Origin of the sequence: Brevibacillus sp. SAFN-007a (genome assembly GCF_051967035.1) — a bacterium.
Classification (GTDB): Bacteria; Bacillota; Bacilli; order Brevibacillales; family Brevibacillaceae; genus Brevibacillus.
The window spans coordinates 1-14,725 of record NZ_JBQCKK010000018.1 but is presented as its reverse complement, the minus strand read 5'-3'; the positions used below and the strand labels follow the sequence as shown (position 1 = coordinate 14,725).

At 54.4% G+C, this 14,725-nt stretch carries 13 protein-coding genes, 1 tRNA gene, 1 pseudogene and 1 riboswitch; of the genes and pseudogenes, 6 read left to right on the top strand and 9 right to left on the bottom strand.

Annotation, left to right across the window (positions count from 1 at the left end):
- Nucleotides 1-27: 27 nt before the first annotated feature.
- Nucleotides 28-1,089, bottom strand: coding sequence for an AI-2E family transporter (locus tag ACTHO6_RS16930; RefSeq protein WP_440242932.1), 1,062 nt, complete (start codon nucleotides 1,087-1,089; stop codon nucleotides 28-30).
- A gap of 128 nt (nucleotides 1,090-1,217) precedes the next feature.
- Between ACTHO6_RS16930 and ACTHO6_RS16925 the strand changes: the two genes are divergently transcribed.
- Nucleotides 1,218-1,898, top strand: a complete 681-nt coding sequence (locus ACTHO6_RS16925; protein WP_440242931.1) for a response regulator transcription factor — start codon at nucleotides 1,218-1,220, stop codon at nucleotides 1,896-1,898.
- Nucleotides 1,895-3,670, top strand: a complete 1,776-nt coding sequence (locus ACTHO6_RS16920) for an ATP-binding protein (RefSeq protein ID WP_440242930.1) — start codon at nucleotides 1,895-1,897, stop codon at nucleotides 3,668-3,670. The genes ACTHO6_RS16925 and ACTHO6_RS16920 overlap by 4 nt, the downstream gene beginning before the upstream one ends.
- 6 nt (nucleotides 3,671-3,676) lie before the next feature.
- On the opposite strand, the gene ACTHO6_RS16915 is transcribed toward ACTHO6_RS16920, so the two are convergent.
- Nucleotides 3,677-3,853, bottom strand: coding sequence for a hypothetical protein (locus ACTHO6_RS16915; protein WP_440242929.1), 177 nt, complete (start codon nucleotides 3,851-3,853; stop codon nucleotides 3,677-3,679).
- 285 nt (nucleotides 3,854-4,138) lie between these two features.
- Here ACTHO6_RS16915 and ACTHO6_RS16910 point away from each other — a divergent pair, with 285 nt between their 5' ends.
- On the top strand, nucleotides 4,139-5,755 hold the full coding sequence (locus ACTHO6_RS16910; protein WP_440242928.1) for a peptide ABC transporter substrate-binding protein: 1,617 nt from the start codon (nucleotides 4,139-4,141) through the stop codon (nucleotides 5,753-5,755).
- A 302-nt stretch (nucleotides 5,756-6,057) separates the two neighbouring features.
- On the top strand, nucleotides 6,058-7,809 hold the full coding sequence (gene spoIIP / locus ACTHO6_RS16905) for a stage II sporulation protein P (protein ID WP_440242927.1): 1,752 nt from the start codon (nucleotides 6,058-6,060) through the stop codon (nucleotides 7,807-7,809).
- Between the two features lie 169 nt (nucleotides 7,810-7,978).
- On the opposite strand, the pseudogene ACTHO6_RS16900 reads toward spoIIP, so the two are convergent.
- From ACTHO6_RS16900 to ACTHO6_RS16870, 7 genes and pseudogenes are all read right to left on the bottom strand, one after another.
- Nucleotides 7,979-8,746, bottom strand: a pseudogene (locus ACTHO6_RS16900) (ANT(4')-I family aminoglycoside nucleotidyltransferase); the annotation flags it as partial.
- A gap of 163 nt (nucleotides 8,747-8,909) precedes the next feature.
- Nucleotides 8,910-9,320, bottom strand: a complete 411-nt coding sequence (locus ACTHO6_RS16895; RefSeq protein WP_440242926.1) for a DUF6173 family protein — start codon at nucleotides 9,318-9,320, stop codon at nucleotides 8,910-8,912.
- A 123-nt stretch (nucleotides 9,321-9,443) separates the two neighbouring features.
- On the bottom strand, nucleotides 9,444-9,938 hold the full coding sequence (gene queF / locus ACTHO6_RS16890) for a preQ(1) synthase (RefSeq protein ID WP_440242925.1): 495 nt from the start codon (nucleotides 9,936-9,938) through the stop codon (nucleotides 9,444-9,446).
- Between the two features lie 72 nt (nucleotides 9,939-10,010).
- Nucleotides 10,011-10,733, bottom strand: coding sequence for a 7-carboxy-7-deazaguanine synthase QueE (queE, locus tag ACTHO6_RS16885; RefSeq protein ID WP_440242924.1), 723 nt, complete (start codon nucleotides 10,731-10,733; stop codon nucleotides 10,011-10,013).
- Complete coding sequence (queD, locus tag ACTHO6_RS16880; RefSeq protein WP_440242923.1) at nucleotides 10,730-11,218, bottom strand: 6-carboxytetrahydropterin synthase QueD; 489 nt, start codon at nucleotides 11,216-11,218, stop codon at nucleotides 10,730-10,732. Before queD ends, queE begins: the two co-directional genes overlap by 4 nt.
- Entirely contained in the window at nucleotides 11,218-11,886 is a 669-nt protein-coding gene (gene queC / locus ACTHO6_RS16875) for a 7-cyano-7-deazaguanine synthase QueC (protein ID WP_440242922.1), read from the bottom strand. The genes queD and queC overlap by 1 nt, the downstream gene beginning before the upstream one ends.
- Nucleotides 11,887-11,982: 96 nt before the next feature.
- A riboswitch (PreQ1 riboswitch) is annotated at nucleotides 11,983-12,026 on the bottom strand.
- A 217-nt stretch (nucleotides 12,027-12,243) separates the two neighbouring features.
- Complete coding sequence (locus tag ACTHO6_RS16870) at nucleotides 12,244-13,350, bottom strand: GerAB/ArcD/ProY family transporter (protein ID WP_440242921.1); 1,107 nt, start codon at nucleotides 13,348-13,350, stop codon at nucleotides 12,244-12,246.
- 226 nt (nucleotides 13,351-13,576) lie between these two features.
- On the opposite strand from ACTHO6_RS16870, the gene ACTHO6_RS16865 reads away from it, so the two are divergent.
- On the top strand, nucleotides 13,577-14,446 hold the full coding sequence (locus ACTHO6_RS16865) for a YitT family protein (protein ID WP_440242920.1): 870 nt from the start codon (nucleotides 13,577-13,579) through the stop codon (nucleotides 14,444-14,446).
- Between the two features lie 204 nt (nucleotides 14,447-14,650).
- A tRNA-Thr gene (locus ACTHO6_RS16860) sits at nucleotides 14,651-14,723 on the top strand.
- Nucleotides 14,724-14,725 lie beyond the last annotated feature (2 nt).

Below are 14,725 nucleotides of genomic sequence, written 5' to 3'. Positions count from 1 at the left end.
CTCCTTTTGGTTTGGCAACCTGCTTGGCTATTTGGCATTGACCGGTACGTCCAGCACTTCTTTGGAAACGGGTCTGTTTTTGGGCATCGGCATGCCCATTTTTTTCACTTCCAAAATGTCGAGCAAAAACACAAACGACGGAATCCCCACGATCAGTCCCCAGACGCCGAAGAAGTGCTCGGAGAAGATCAGGACGACGAACGTGTAAAAAATCGGCAGATGGGTCTTCGACGCCATCAGGCGAGGATTCAGGACGTACGCCTCCAGGGCGTGAATCAGCAGGATGAACGCCAGCAGGTAGATCACGGTAGGCAAGCCGCCGATGCTAAAGGCGATGGCACTGAGCGGAATCATGGAAATAATGACGCCGGCCACGGGGATGAGCCCGAGCACGAACACCATCAGCGACAGCCCAAACAGGTTCGGGAAGTCGAGAATCCACAAGCCGATGACCGTGAACACGGTGTTGAACAGGGCGATCAGCAGCTGGGTTTCAATCACTTTGCCAAAGGTCAAAATAAACGTCTGGCTGAAATATTCGATTTCGTTGTACAGCCACGACAGCTTGCTGGTGCGGAACTGCGCCGTAAAGGCGATCACGTTGTCCTTGCCCAGCAGGAAAAAGAGGCTGAGCAACAGTGCCAGAAACAGATTGAAGCCCATGTTCTTGACAACCGTCAAAAAGTCAAGACTCCCCATGACAAGCCCCTTCATGTCAAGCTTGTCTAAAGCGGACATGAGATAAGGCGCAAATTCGTTATGCTGGATCTCCCGCACCGCTTGCTCGATGAGGCGGATCAATTGCCCGGTTTGATGAATCAAGGCCGGGAAAGCTTTCATCCCTCCGCCTACCAGAAAGATCGCCAGCAGCAGGTAGAGGGCTATGAGAATCAATTTGGGATGGACAGGCACGAGCTTGTGCGTCGCCTTGGTCAGGATCAGGTGCAGCCGATCCATCAAAAAGGTGACGAGAAAAGTAAGCAAAACGACATTCAGCATGCCCCCGAGCGAGTAGAGCAGGAGGCAAAACAACGCCAAAATACCGAAACGTCTGAAATCCTTGTGTTGCAAGACGGTGAGCAAATTCATGAAAACATCCTTTCCCATTTCGAGACGCGCTAGTTTTCTATGCTAAGCTTACCGCAACGATGTGTATTTCCTGTGTCTTTTTTTGGCGAATGCTGTAAATCTCACACCCCCCAAGGAGGGAGACATCGATGAGTCGACAGGTGCTGCTTGTCGAAGACGAGAGCCGCATCCGCGAAATCGTCGCGGACTACTTCGAGCAGGAGCAATGGATGGTACACGAAGCGGAAAACGGAAAGCAGGCCATGCAGATGCTGGAAAGCCTCCGGGTCGATCTGGTCATCCTGGACATTTTGCTGCCGGAGATGGACGGCTGGACGGTTTGCAAAGAAATCCGGGCAACCTCTGATGTGCCGATCATCATTCTCACCGCCAAATCGGAAGAAGACGACAAGATGCAAGGCTTCGGGCTTGGCGCAGACGATTACGTCACGAAGCCGTTCAGCCCGCGCGTACTGGTCGCCAAGGCCAACTCCTTGATGAAGCGGGTAGAGGGCACAGTCAGAGGGACCGATCATCTGTTGCGCTTCGGCGAGGTCGTCATCAATCGGCATGCGCGGCGCATGAAGATCAGAGGCGAAGAAATCGACCTCGCGCCCAAGGAGTACGAGCTGCTCGTCTATCTGATTAAAAATGCCGGGATTGTGCTGTCGCGGGAAACGATTATGGATCACGTCTGGGGCTTCGACTACTTTGGCGATTTGCGCGTCGTCGATACCCATATCAAGAAGCTGCGCAGCAAGCTCGGCAGCGAAGCCCGGCACATTCGCACTGTCATCAAGGCAGGCTATACGTTCGAGGAAGACCGATGAAAAAGTGGGGCGTCACATTCAAGCTGTTTGCCATCACGTCGTCGTGTTTCCTGTTGTTTTATACGATTGTCATGATCGGTCAGTTGCTTTTTTTTGAGCAATTTTATCAATCCAAAAAACTGGACGACCTGGAGAAGAAGCTCGAAGCCTTTTCCCATGAGTATGTGTCGCGAAAATGGGATGCCGAGAGCATGGCCCGCGAGCTGTCAGCGTTTATCAGCCGCAACAAGACGCAACTGGTGATTGTCAACCCGAACGGCCAGGTGAAGTACGACAATCCGTTCCGCATCGTCATTCGCGATGCCGCAGGCAAAAGCGTAAAAATTTCGCTGTCCCTGCTCCCGGAGGAAGATCGCAGCGCCCTCGTGAACGCTAATCTGCACAAAGGCGACCGGATTGAAGCGCTGGGCGTCTTTGAGGAAGGGCTGCTGCAAGAGATGTTTTATCCACGCGTCATCAAAAAAGCGGGGGCAGCCGATATCGGCACGCTGCGCGCAAGCGATGCGACGCTTGCGCTTTCGACGGTCTCCGGCGAAATTACGGAGTTGTTTTTGCCAGCGCCCAACCAGTGGAATTTGCGGCAAGGCATCCTGTTCCATGTCCTGAAAGACTTGTTCCCGCTATCGGAGGAGCGCAAACGCACGCTGGCGGGCGGGAGTGTGCTGGAGGAGGAATGGGTGGAGCCGTGGAGCGGCGTACGCAGCCTCGTCGCGATTCACCCGATCGTACGGGACGGGCAACTGAGCGAGCTGGTTGTCGCCTTGACCTCCTTGCAGCAAATCAGCGAGGCGAATGACGCGCTGCGACTGTTTTACGTCTACATCGGCATCGGCGGCTTCGCGCTGATCCTGGTGTTGTCCCTGTTTTTGTCCAAAATCGTCACCAAGCCCTTGCTCTCTCTGAACCAAAGCGCCCTGCGCATGGCGCGGCTCGACTTTTCGGTCAAGTCGCCGATCATTCGCAACGACGAGTTCGGCAGCCTGGCGCGCAGTCTGAACACGATGGCGGAAAAGCTGGACGTGACGCTGCGGGAGTTGCAACAAGCCAACGAACAACTGCGCAGCGAGATGGACCACAAAAAGCGGATGGAGCTGATTCAGAAGGAGTTTGTCTCCAATGCCTCGCACGAGCTGAAAACGCCGCTGAGCATCGTGAAAAGCTTCGCGGAAGGACTGCGGGACGGCGTCGGCGAAAACAAGCGCGAGCGCTACATCGCCGTCATCCTCGACGAGACCGAAAAAATGGAGGAGCTCGTCCGCGATTTGCTGGAGCTGGCCAAGCTGGAGTCGAAGACGATCAAGCTGAAAAAGAGCTGGTTTTTCCTAAGCGAGCTGGCCGAGGAGATCGTCGAGCGGCTGATGCATCCTTTCCGCGAAAAAGAGCTGCGGGCCGTGACGATTTTGGCGAACGAGCAAGCCCTGTACGCCGACCAGGAAAAAATCGAGCAGGTCCTGTTCAACATGCTGGTCAACGCCATTCGCCATGCGAACCCGGGCAGCGAGATTGCCGTGCGGATCGAAGGCGAGGCGCAAGCCCTGCACGTCACGATTGAAAATGAAGGCGAACAGATCCCGCAGGAACAGCTCGCTTTTGTCTGGGACCGCTTTTACCGGATCGAGCGCTCGCGAAACCGCAAGACAGGGGGAACCGGGCTTGGCCTTGCCATCGTGCGGCACATTCTGGAGCTGCATGAAGCCTCCTACGGCGTGCGAAATACGAAGACAGGCGTCGCTTTTTATTTTTCGCTGCCGATCCATGGGAAAGGAAAATAAACGCGGTTAAAAAAGCGGCCAGTATTTCAGCATGAGCATGTAAAAGGCAGCATGCACCAACGCTGTCGCGATCAAGGAAACGACGAAGGCGACGAACGAAATCTGATCCAGCTTGTAGGCGACCAGGAAAAAAATCGAAAAGGCGAGAAAGGCAAGGAACGTGCTTTCTTCCAAATAAGCCATGGGCGCATTCACCTCGTTTTTTGTAACTGTCTCTTATTTTAACTGATTTCGGCTGTCGAGGAAGAGCCGATGACGACGAGCGTTTTCCCAGCAGTCTGCAAGCGAGCCGACCGTCTGGCAAAACGTGCTGCTGCCAAACGGCTTTGTTTTTTCGCGAGACTGACTCCGCAGGATTTTGGCAGGATCGCTGGAGGCGGTAGCCGCTGCTTTTGTTCCGATTGTATCCGGTTTGAAATTTTGGTATTATATGTAAAGTTTAAAAACTGGAATAAAAGGAGAATGGCGATGAAGCTACGCAGCAGAAGCATTCTGAATGGATTGGTAGCCGCCGGATTGGTTGCCTCCTGCGCTGGATATGCGGCAGCCAGTGAAGCAAAGCCTGTGACAGCCAGGCCAGTCGCTACCGAGAAAGAATTGCGGCTGAATTTGTTTTCGGAGCCGCCCACGATCGACCCGGGTCTGGCAGAGGATGAATTATCGTTCATGCTGGCCAGGGCGATGTACGACGGCCTTGTTCGCCTTGGCCCGGATGGAAAGATGCAGCCTTCCATGGCGCACAAGATCGACGTGTCCGAAGATTTGAAGACGTACACGTTTCATTTGCGCGATGCCGCATGGAGCAATGGCGATCCGGTGACGGCCCACGATTTTGAATATGCGTGGAAGCGGGTTCTCGACCCGAAAACAGGGAGCAGCTACGCCTTTCAGCTCTATCCGATTCAAAATGCCAAAAAGGCCAGCATCGGCATGGTGGAGCTGGACGCAGTAGGGGTGAAGGCGGTTGACGCCAAGACGCTGCGCGTCGTGCTGGAGGAGCCGACTCCTTATTTTGCCCTGCTGACAGCCTTCCCGACCTTTTTTCCGGTCAACCAGAAGGTCGTGACCGCGAATCCGACATGGGCGGATGACGTCTCGACACATGTCGGAAACGGTCCGTACAAGCTCGCTTCCCGGACACCCTCCGAGCAGATCACGTTGGTGAAAAATGCGGTGTATTGGGATCAGGCGGCCGTGAAGCTGGACAAGCTCGCTTTCTTGATGGTCGAGGATGCGGCGACGGAGCTGGCCCTGTTCGATTCAGGCGAGTTGGACTGGGCGGGCGCTCCCGGACAGCTTCCGCTAGAAGCGTTGCCGCTGCTGAAGGAAAAAGGGCTTTTGCACACGAAGCCGATCGCGGGTGTCTACGGGTACAAGTTCAATACGGAGCAGCTCCCTTTTACCAATGCGAAAATCCGCAAAGCGTTCGCCTACGCGGTGAACCGCCAGACGATTGTCGAGACGGTGACCAAGGGGAACCAGGTCCCCGCCACGGCAATCGTGCCTGTCACCCATGGCGAGAAGCAATCCCTCTACTTCAAGGACAACGATCGTGAGACAGCGAAAAAGCTTTTGGCAGAAGGAATGAAGGAACTGGGAATCAGCAAGCTCCCGCCGATCTCGCTGTCCTCGAATCGCTCGGAAGTCCACAAAAATATTGCGCTTGAACTTCAAAAGCAGTGGAAAGAGACGCTGGGCGCTGACGTGAAGCTGGTGGAAGAGGATTGGAAAGTCTTTTTGGAGCAGATGAGCACGGGCAAGTACCAAATCGGACGGATGGGCTGGATGGCGGACTACGACGATGCTTCGAATTTTTTGGAGCTGTTCTACGAGAAAAAGGGCGGGAACAACCAGACGAACTGGGAAAACAAGCTGTACCAGTCGCTTCTCGACCAGGCGGCGAAAGAGGCGGACCCCGCGAAGCGCAAGCAATGGCTGACGGAAGCGGAAGCGATCCTGATGGAAGAAATGCCTGTGCTGCCGATTTATTTCTACGTAAGCAATTGGGTGCAGGACGAGAGTGTGAAGGGCGTTGTCATGGACAATTTGGGCTACATCGATTTCAAATGGGCCACGAAGGAATAACCAAGAAGGGCGGATCAAACGAGCAAGCTCCCCTTTTCCAATGTTGGGACGGGGAGCTTTTGTCTGGACAATCTCGGCTTTTTCGCGCGTCCTTGTACGGTTGGGAGAAGCGGCTGAGGCATGTTTGCTTCGGGCGGGAAAGAGGGAAGGAAGCGCTTGCGGCCTTCTCTTTTTTTGTGTCGTTTTGACAGGAAAAGATGTCGGAAGATGAAGGAAAATGCTGGTGGGTCGCGAACCTTTTACTGACAGGCTGGATTTTCCAGTCCTGCTAACGATCTCTATACAAAAGGGGACAGAGAATCTTGCTTGCACGCGTAAAAACCAGCGTTCTCGCTGCCTGCTGCCTGATTTTGCTGCTGCCGGCTTCGATTGCACAGGCAGCTACACATGTCGAGGTAACGGTCGATCAGTTGAATATTCGCAGTACGCCAGGAACAACCTCCCAGATCGTCGGCACGATCTCGAAAGCGACACGGCTGCCGATCGTACAAGGACAAAAAGAGTGGACGCAAGTCAAGCTCAGCAACGGGAAAACAGGCTGGGTCAACAACAAGTACGTCAAAATGCTTGAGATTCCTCCATTGAAATACGTAAAAAGCAACGTGGACATGCTGAATGTGCGGGCAGAGCCGCATGCAACCTCCCGAATTTTGCAAATCATCGACAAGAACGGCGTATTCCTGCAAGTGAAAAAACAAGGCGAGTGGGCGCAGATCAAGCTGTCCGACAAGGCGAGCGGCTGGGTCAACGCACGCTTTTTGACGGAAACGACGGCGCCGCCACCCGCTCCAACTCCTGCGCCAGCGCCGCCACCTGCGCCCGCTCCCGCCCCGGTACCGGCGCCGCAACCGCTTCCCGTTCCGACTGTGCCGGAGGTGCCGAGCGGGCTGGGAGTAGGCTCGCTCGTCCTGAACGAGAGCTACGAGGTATATGCCTCGCCCGACTTTTTGGGTACCGTCATCGGACAGGTCAACGGCGGCTCCACGATTACCCATTACGGCTATGCGGACGGCTGGTACACGATTGACTACTACGGCACCTACGCGTACCTATTCAAACCGATCGTCGCGGATGAGACAGGCCAGGCGACGCCACCGCCTGCCGTCGATCATCCGGTGCAGCCGGCACCGGCTCCCGCTCCCGCCGAAGCGTCGATTCGCGTGAGAAACGCCGATACCAATTTGCGTAGCGGCCCTGGCACGAACTACCCTGTTGTCGGCAACGTTCAGCCTGGCCAAACCTTCCCGATTGTGCAGACAGTGGGAGACTGGTACGTCATCCGAATGCCTGACCATTCGCTTGCCTATATCGCAGGCTGGATCGTCGATCGCATCCCTGCGGCGGGCAGCCCCTCGCAGGGCGGTCCAGGGGCATCGGGAGTAGGCTACAACCAGGGCATGATCGGCAATGAAACCGTCTATATTTACCACACGCACAACCGCGAGTCGTGGCGTAACGTCGCGCGCAACACCCAGGGCAGCTCCGTGGACGACCCTGAAATCAACATCACGCTGGTCGGCAAGCGGCTGGGGGACATTCTGCAGGCAAAAGGCATTCCCGCGATGGTCAATCAGGACGACTTCGCCCAAAAGCTCGCCGAGCAGAAGAAAAGCTATGCGATGTCGTACACCGAATCGTACAAGGCAGTGGCGGCCGCAGCGTCGGCCAGCCCGAACCTGAAGTACATTTTCGATATCCACCGGGACAGCGACGAGCCGCGCAGCAAGGTGGCGATCACGATCAACGGCAAGACGTACTCGCGCATCTTGTTCGTCATCGGCACAGCCAACCCGAACTATCTGGAAAACAAGAAGCTGGCCGATGCCCTGCATGCGCGCCTGGAAGCCTATTATCCCGGCTTGTCGCGCGGCGTTATTTTAAAAGGGAAGAACGAAGGAAACGGCGTGTACAACCAGTCGATTTCTTCGGGGAGCCTGCTTCTCGAGTTCGGCGGAACAAACAACACGCTGGAAGAAGGCTACAATACGGCTGAGGCGTTCGCCGATGTGTTCGTGCAGCACATGCTCGAATCGCAAATCGCCTTCAACAAGTAACGATAGGAAGCCCGTTCCTTGTCGCTCGCAGCGTAAGGGAGCGGGCTTTTTCGTACAAAAGCGCATAGCGAGAGCAGCCGGGGTTGTCAGCCTGGTGGTGTCCGGGGCTTTTGCGCTTTTGCTGACAGAGCAGACCGATCGCTCCAGTATGCATTTTCTGATCGGATCCAAAAGGAATACGCTTCGTGTGAATCACGTAGTGGTGCTTGGCTGCCCAGCTGTGCAGTCCGCTCCAAAACTGTTCGCACGCCGCCACGATTTTTGCCGGATCAGCCAACTCGCCCGACATGACCAGCTGCGCCACCCGGTCGTAGCCATGCGGGCGCTCTGGCAGCAGGAGCGACTCCGGCAGCACCTGGGCGCCCGTCGAATAGCAGGCGCGATGGTGCAGCCCGATCAGCATTGCGCCGTAATGGGCAAATTGCATGGCGAGAGAGGGCAAGTAGGTGTGCGGGCCATCCAGACGGGCATTGCGTAGCTTGCCGATGAACTCGTACATTTCCCCGACGAGCACGCCGTTGATCGCCTGTGTGAATGCTTTCTGGTCTGGCGAGTGCGCCGCCTTTTTCAGCGTGGCAAAAAAGTCCTTCGGGTCGTACAGAGCGAGCGGAGCAAAAAACGCACCGTGCGACAGCGGCCAGCTTTCGTCAACCGTGGCTGCCGCGTCCAGTAGCACATTGGCACTCAACACGTTCACTTCGGCCTTCCATGGCCCGGCAGACCATTCGTGGCTGAAATCGACGTCTTCGTCCGACTCTTTTAGCACACAAAACATTTCGATATCCGAAAAGGGGCCGTCTGTCCCGCGGGCAACAGAGCCGTAGACGCCGATCGCCAAAATTTTTGCCCCGTACACGTGATGCAGTCTGCCAGCGATGTCCTGGCAAGTGTGCAGCCGTTCGCTGCGCGTGATTTGTACAGGTCCATTCACGTTCATTTGGACACATCTCCCTTGGTGTTTTTGGTAGGTGAGCGGTCACATGAACACGAATGGAGGGCCACGGGATTAACGGGGGACGTGCTTCGGATGCATACGCAACCACCTCCTGACGGTTTGTAGCAGGGTTTCTCGTTAGCGAATGACAAAAAAGAAGACGCTGTCACACGTCTTCTTTCTCATCTGCCGGCGGCATGAACCCAATGCGCTTGGGAGGGGTGTCAGGATCGACTTTTTTGACGGCCATCAACAGAAAGCTGATTTGCGAAATATGCTGGATCAGCTCCACTGGCACACCGGCTTCCGTGGTTCCGAAGAAACGGATCAGGCTCGGGTTGAAATAGCCGATTCCTTCCACGCGCAGCGTGACGCTTTGTCCAAAGGAGACTAACCGCATCCCGACCTCGTGCTGTTCATCCAGCGCAAGCTCGAATTCCGCAATCATCTGGATCAACCGCTTGTGAAACTCGCTTGCGAGATTTTGATCCGGTTGTACGCCAAATATCGGAAGCTCTTTTTCGATCGTTTTCAAGGCATGTGGGGATGTTGGTAAGTTGAATTCGTTGACTGCCATGGCTATACCCCCTTTTCAGATTATTATAATATAGGAAAAGATTTTGAAAAAGCGTAAAGTTTGTCCCTGCCAAAAAAGGGAAAATCCTCGGAGGGGAGGATTTTCCCTTTTCGGTGGAGAGTATTAGCGATTATCGACCTTTTCCGGATACAGATCATGATTCATCAACCGATAATGTGCCATCTCCTCATACTTCGTCCCTGGACGGCCGTAGTTGCAGTACGGGTCGATCGAGATGCCGCCGCGCGGGGTGAATTTGCCCCAGACCTCGATATATTTCGGGTCCATCAGCTTAATCAGGTCGTTCATGATGATATTCACGCAGTCCTCGTGGAAATCGCCGTGGTTGCGGAAGCTGAACAGGTACAGCTTCAGCGACTTGCTTTCGACCATTTTGATGTCCGGGATGTAGCTGATGTAGATGGTGGCAAAATCCGGCTGTCCGGTAATCGGGCACAGGCTGGTGAATTCCGGACAGTTGAATTTGACGAAGTAATCGCGGTACGGGTGCTTGTTGTCAAAAGACTCCAGCACGCTCGGATCGTAGGAATAGCTGTAAGTCGTTCCCTGGTTGCCCAAAAGGGTGAGGGAAGACAGATCGCGTTGTTGTTCGCTCATGGATGTTTCCTCCTCGTTTCGGTTTCTCTGTTCCTGGCTTTTCCTTTTATCTACACGCTTGCGCGTACATGTCTACACCCCGCGCTTGTTTCCCCAGACCAGCGCGTGGAGCTGCGGGAGCACCTTGGCGTCATTCAAATCGGGCGCGGCCATCGTCTGGTCGATCAGCCACTCGAAGCTTTGCAACAGCTTGTCTCTCAGCTCCTGCGTGTTTGCGCTGACGAGATCGCCATTTCCCGGCTGAAGGAAAAAGGGAACCGTCGGATAGCGCCGATGGATGTCGCGCGCATAGGCGAAGTCGGCGTCGTCAAACACGACGACCTTCAGGCTCAGCCCCGGATGCTTTCGCTCAAGCAAAGCGTGGACGATGCGATCGAGCATGGCGTAGTCGGTGGTCATGCCGGAGCTTGGCGGCTTCGGCGAAAGGGTGATGTCGTCGATCAGGGGCAGCCATTCCTGCCAGCGGCTGCCTTGTGTCTCCAGCGCCGTGCGAATGCCGCGCTCCTTCAAAAACGAGACAAGCTCGCCCATGCCTGCGAGAAGCGCCGGGTTGCCGCCGGAGATCGTGACGTGGGAAAAACGGTTTTTCCCCAGACGCTCCAGCTCCGCCCAGATTTGCTCCGGCGTCATCTGCCTGATTTCATCCCGTGCCGAGCCATCCCAGGTAAATGCGGAGTCGCACCAGCTACAACGGTAGTCGCAGCCTGCCGTGCGGACAAACATCGTCTTTTGGCCGATGACCATGCCTTCCCCCTGAATCGTCGGGCCGAAAATTTCCAGAACGGGAATGCTCACTCTATCATCCACTCCCGTCTCGCCTCGGCATAGCTCGTCGGTGTTTCAAACAGGCGGACGAATTCGACGCGAGCGCCGCGGTAGCGATCGCGATAGGCGTCAGACTGGAGCTGCTCTTCCATTTGTTCAAACAGCCAGACCACCATGTTTTCTGCGGTCGTGTTCATCGGGGGCAGCATTTCGTTCAGGTAGCGGTGGTCGAGATAGATTTCGATATGCTCCTTCCAGATTTGCTTGATGTCGCCAAAGTCGATGACCAGACCGATTTCATCCGGGTAGCCGCTGATGCCAAATACGACGCGGTACGTGTGGCCGTGCAGATTTTTGCATTTGCCTTCGTAGGCGTGCAGATGGTGGGCGGCGTCAAACGTAAACTCTTTGCTCACCAGCACGCGTTTGTTATGGTAGCGCAGCTGCGATTTTTGGATATGGGTGCCCAGTTCCTGCATGCGGTCAACGATGCGAAAGTCAAAGTTGGCGCTCATCAGGCGTGCGCTCCTTGTTCATTTTTTTCGGAAAGATACGCGTCCAGCCCGGCTTTTCGCAGGTGGCAGGCAGGGCACTCGCCGCAGCCGTCGCCTTTGATGCCGTTGTAGCAGGTAAGGGTTTTCTCGCGGATATAGTGGAAGGCACCCAGTTCATCCGCCAGCTTCCACGTTTGTGCTTTATTGAGCCACATGAGCGGCGTATGAATCACAAACGGATAGTCCATCGACAGGTTGAGCGTCACATTGAGCGATTTGATAAACGCGTCGCGGCAGTCGGGATAGCCGCTAAAGTCTGTTTCGCAAACGCCTGTGACCAGATGGCGCGCTCCTTTTTGCTTGGCAAACACGCCGGCAAACGACAGGAACAACAAATTGCGGCCGTCGACAAACGTAGAAGGCAGCTGGCCTTCCTCCTGGGTGATGTCAATGTCTGTGCGGGTTAGGGCATTGGGGGCGAGCTGATTCAGCAAGCTCATGTCCAATACGGTGTTGGCCACGCCCAACTCGCGGGCGATTTGCTGGGCGCATTCGATCTCCAGCTTGTGCCGTTGTCCGTAATCGAATGTGATCGTTTCTACTTCGCCGAATTGCTGCTTGGCCCAGAACAGGCAAGTGGTGCTGTCCTGGCCTCCGCTGAATACAACGACGGCTTTTTCGTTTTTCATGCTCTCCATCTCCTTCATCGTAGTCATGGAAGAAAGAGAGTTCTTGAACCTGCTCCTGTAAAAAAACAAAACAATACCAAGGGAGCGGTACTGTTGTCTACCTTAGTTTTTTATAGAGGGAGTTCGCGAACCTCTCCCGCGCAAGTCGCGCGGATTTCGTATGCAGTTGGGCGGCGTGCTGTCGCCCGGAGCCATTATACTACAGATCGGCTCCTCATGGGAAACCGGAAGCGAAAAAGTTGCTTGACGAAATTTGGGAGAACTTCCAGATAAGCGAAGGGGTTGCGAAGCCAGCCGACTACCCAAAAGCGTCTGTCCCTGGAACAAGCCGACGTCCTCGCATTTCTTTCGCATTTTTTATAGAGATGTCGGCTTGTTCCGGATTCGCTTCCGGATGTGGTAGCAGGCGACCAGCAGCAGCGGGTACAGGATGGCAACGGTGAAATCGAAGAGCGGCCAAAATGTATACGCCTGCAGCAAAAATCTTTCATTCGGCAAAAGAATCATGGCCCCGACCACAAACAAAAGACAGGTGGGGTAGGTAAGCAGCTGGTATTCTTTCAGTTTCAGAAGCTGCTGAACCCCCAGACAAAAGCCGTACATGTACGTGACCACTTTAAAATAGATCGAGACGAACCACATAAGTGCCATCATGGCTTCCTGCCGTTGAAAAAACTCCCCGACGTGAATCCGTTTTGCAAGTGAGTAGCTTGGAAAATTGTCCTGTGCGGTCAGCGCTGGCCCAAGCACCAACAGCGTCAGCAGGATAATCGCGATGAGACAGACTCCGCCGTATGCCGCCCCGCGCAGGAAAGCAGGAGTGAGCTTTTGCGAAGAATCGACAAAAGGGGTAATCATTAAAAAAATGATGAGCTCGGTAAATGGAAAGGCGATCACGGAAAAGGAGCCGCGGATGACCGGGTTGATGCCGTTTTCCAAAACAGGCTGCAAATGATGGAGGGAAAACTGCGGCGTCAGCAAGAAGAAAAACGAGAGAAAGGTCAAGACGAACCAGACATAGAAAATTTCGCTGGTGCGGGCGAATGTCTCCAGGCCGAGGCGCACAGCAAAGAGGGCGGTCGCTACGAGCAAAAATATGACGGCAATGCTGGGCGTTTCTTTTAAAATTTGCGAGGTCATGAAATCGCCGATGGCGCGCACGTAGACGGAGCCGTTCATCAGTACCGTGAACAGAAACAAAAGGGACAGACAGGTGCCAAGCCAGCGTCCGAAAATAAGCATATTTTTTCCGATCAGGGTGTGCTCCCGGTAGAGGTGGCTGATGATGCTGTAGAGGTAGACAACCGCCAGACCTGCCAGCACGCCGATGATGCCAGAGAGCCAACCGTCGTGTCCGGCTTCCTTTGCGATGGCAGCCGGCAGGATCAAAATGGAGTCGCCGATGGTAATGAGCGTAACGAGAATGGTGAATTGACGGATGCCGATGGTTCCGGGCTTCTGCATGTGATGTCACCTACAGTATGTTTATCCCCCTATTATCTCCCAAGGAAGACAAAGCCAAAACCAAAAGCATGGGAAAGGAAGAGCAGCCCAACGGTGGCATGCATGTTTGGCAGGATTCAGCAAATCTTACAGGGGAAAGGACAACAAAAGGGGTTTTCTTTTCGACCAAAACATGGTAGTGTATGGGCGGATTTTGCTTACGCGAAAAAGTCAGGAGTGAATCCATATGGCGCGAAAAAGACGGACAGCCCTTCCATGGAACAGCCCGCAGAGAAAAGGGATGGAATACGCTATGCTGTTCCTCGGTTCCTTGGTGCTTGCGACCAGCTTCAACCTTTTTCTCAACCCGAACCAGATTGCTTCCGGCGGCGTTTCCGGGTTGTCCACAATCTTGCACAATCTGTTTGGATTTTCCCCGGCTGTTGTTCAATGGGCGTGCAATATCCCGTTGTTCCTGCTGGGAATGAAGCTGCTTGATCGGCAATACAGCATGAAGGCGGCGATTGGCTCGATCGTGTTGCCGCTGTGTGTGATGCTCACAAGTCATTTGCAGCCTTTGACCACCAATCCGCTGCTCGCCAGTATTTATGGAGGCATGGGGGTGGGCCTGGGCATTGGCATCGTGTTTCGGGGCAGAGGCTCGACCGGAGGGTTTGCGATTGCCTCGCAAATTTTGCACAAGTTCACGGGGATCAGCTTGGGCGCCTGCGTAGCAGTGTTCGATGGCTTGGTGATTTTGTTTGCGGGTATTGTGTTTGATCCGGAGAAAGCGTTGTATGCCCTTATTGCTTTATTTGTGACGAGCAAGACGATTGATATTGTGCAAATGGGCTGGAATACCTCGAAAGTTGCCTATATCATCTCCAACGAAACCGATTCGTTGCGAGAAATGATTTTGTATGACCTGGATAGGGGCGTTACCTTGCTGGATGGATCGGGAGGATACACGGGAGATGCGCGCAAGGTGCTCATGGCAGTCGTGAGCCAGAGCGAAGTCAGCAAGCTGAAAATTATGGTGCGCTCCGTCGATCCTGATGCGTTTATTATTTTATGTCCGGCACATGAGGTGCTTGGCGAAGGATTTCGCGTAGGATGATGGCACGGGGTTCTTGGTGTGGGTGCGAGCAGGAAGAGTGGTGGAGTCAGATCCGCCCCTCTTTTCGCTAGTTAGTCGGCTGGTTTTTAATTCGTATGAAAAAGTTTTAGATTTTCTATTGCATTAAAAAACGAGACGTGCTATATTAAATTTCGTGAGCGGGACACACACGAAACGAAACGCTCGCAATGATAAAAAACAAATGCCGGTGTAGCTCAATTGGTAGAGCACCTGACTTGTAATCAGGGGGTTGTGGGTTCGATTCCTATCGCCGGCACC

Excerpts from the sequence above, each read along its gene's own strand:
- ACTHO6_RS16910 (WP_440242928.1), top strand. The coding sequence starts at position 4,139 with ATGAAGCTACGCAGCAGAAGCATTCTGAATGGATTGGTAGCCGCCGGA.
- ACTHO6_RS16870 (WP_440242921.1), bottom strand. The coding sequence starts at position 13,350 with ATGCAGAAGCCCGGAACCATCGGCATCCGTCAATTCACCATTCTCGTT.
- ACTHO6_RS16925 (WP_440242931.1), top strand. The coding sequence starts at position 1,218 with ATGAGTCGACAGGTGCTGCTTGTCGAAGACGAGAGCCGCATCCGCGAA.
- ACTHO6_RS16895 (WP_440242926.1), bottom strand. The coding sequence starts at position 9,320 with ATGGCAGTCAACGAATTCAACTTACCAACATCCCCACATGCCTTGAAA.
- queD (WP_440242923.1), bottom strand. The coding sequence starts at position 11,218 with ATGAGCGCCAACTTTGACTTTCGCATCGTTGACCGCATGCAGGAACTG.
- ACTHO6_RS16865 (WP_440242920.1), top strand. The coding sequence starts at position 13,577 with ATGGCGCGAAAAAGACGGACAGCCCTTCCATGGAACAGCCCGCAGAGA.
- ACTHO6_RS16920 (WP_440242930.1), top strand. The coding sequence starts at position 1,895 with ATGAAAAAGTGGGGCGTCACATTCAAGCTGTTTGCCATCACGTCGTCG.
- queC (WP_440242922.1), bottom strand. The coding sequence starts at position 11,886 with ATGAAAAACGAAAAAGCCGTCGTTGTATTCAGCGGAGGCCAGGACAGC.
- ACTHO6_RS16930 (WP_440242932.1), bottom strand. The coding sequence starts at position 1,089 with ATGAATTTGCTCACCGTCTTGCAACACAAGGATTTCAGACGTTTCGGT.
- queF (WP_440242925.1), bottom strand. The coding sequence starts at position 9,938 with ATGAGCGAACAACAACGCGATCTGTCTTCCCTCACCCTTTTGGGCAAC.
- ACTHO6_RS16915 (WP_440242929.1), bottom strand. The coding sequence starts at position 3,853 with ATGGCTTATTTGGAAGAAAGCACGTTCCTTGCCTTTCTCGCCTTTTCG.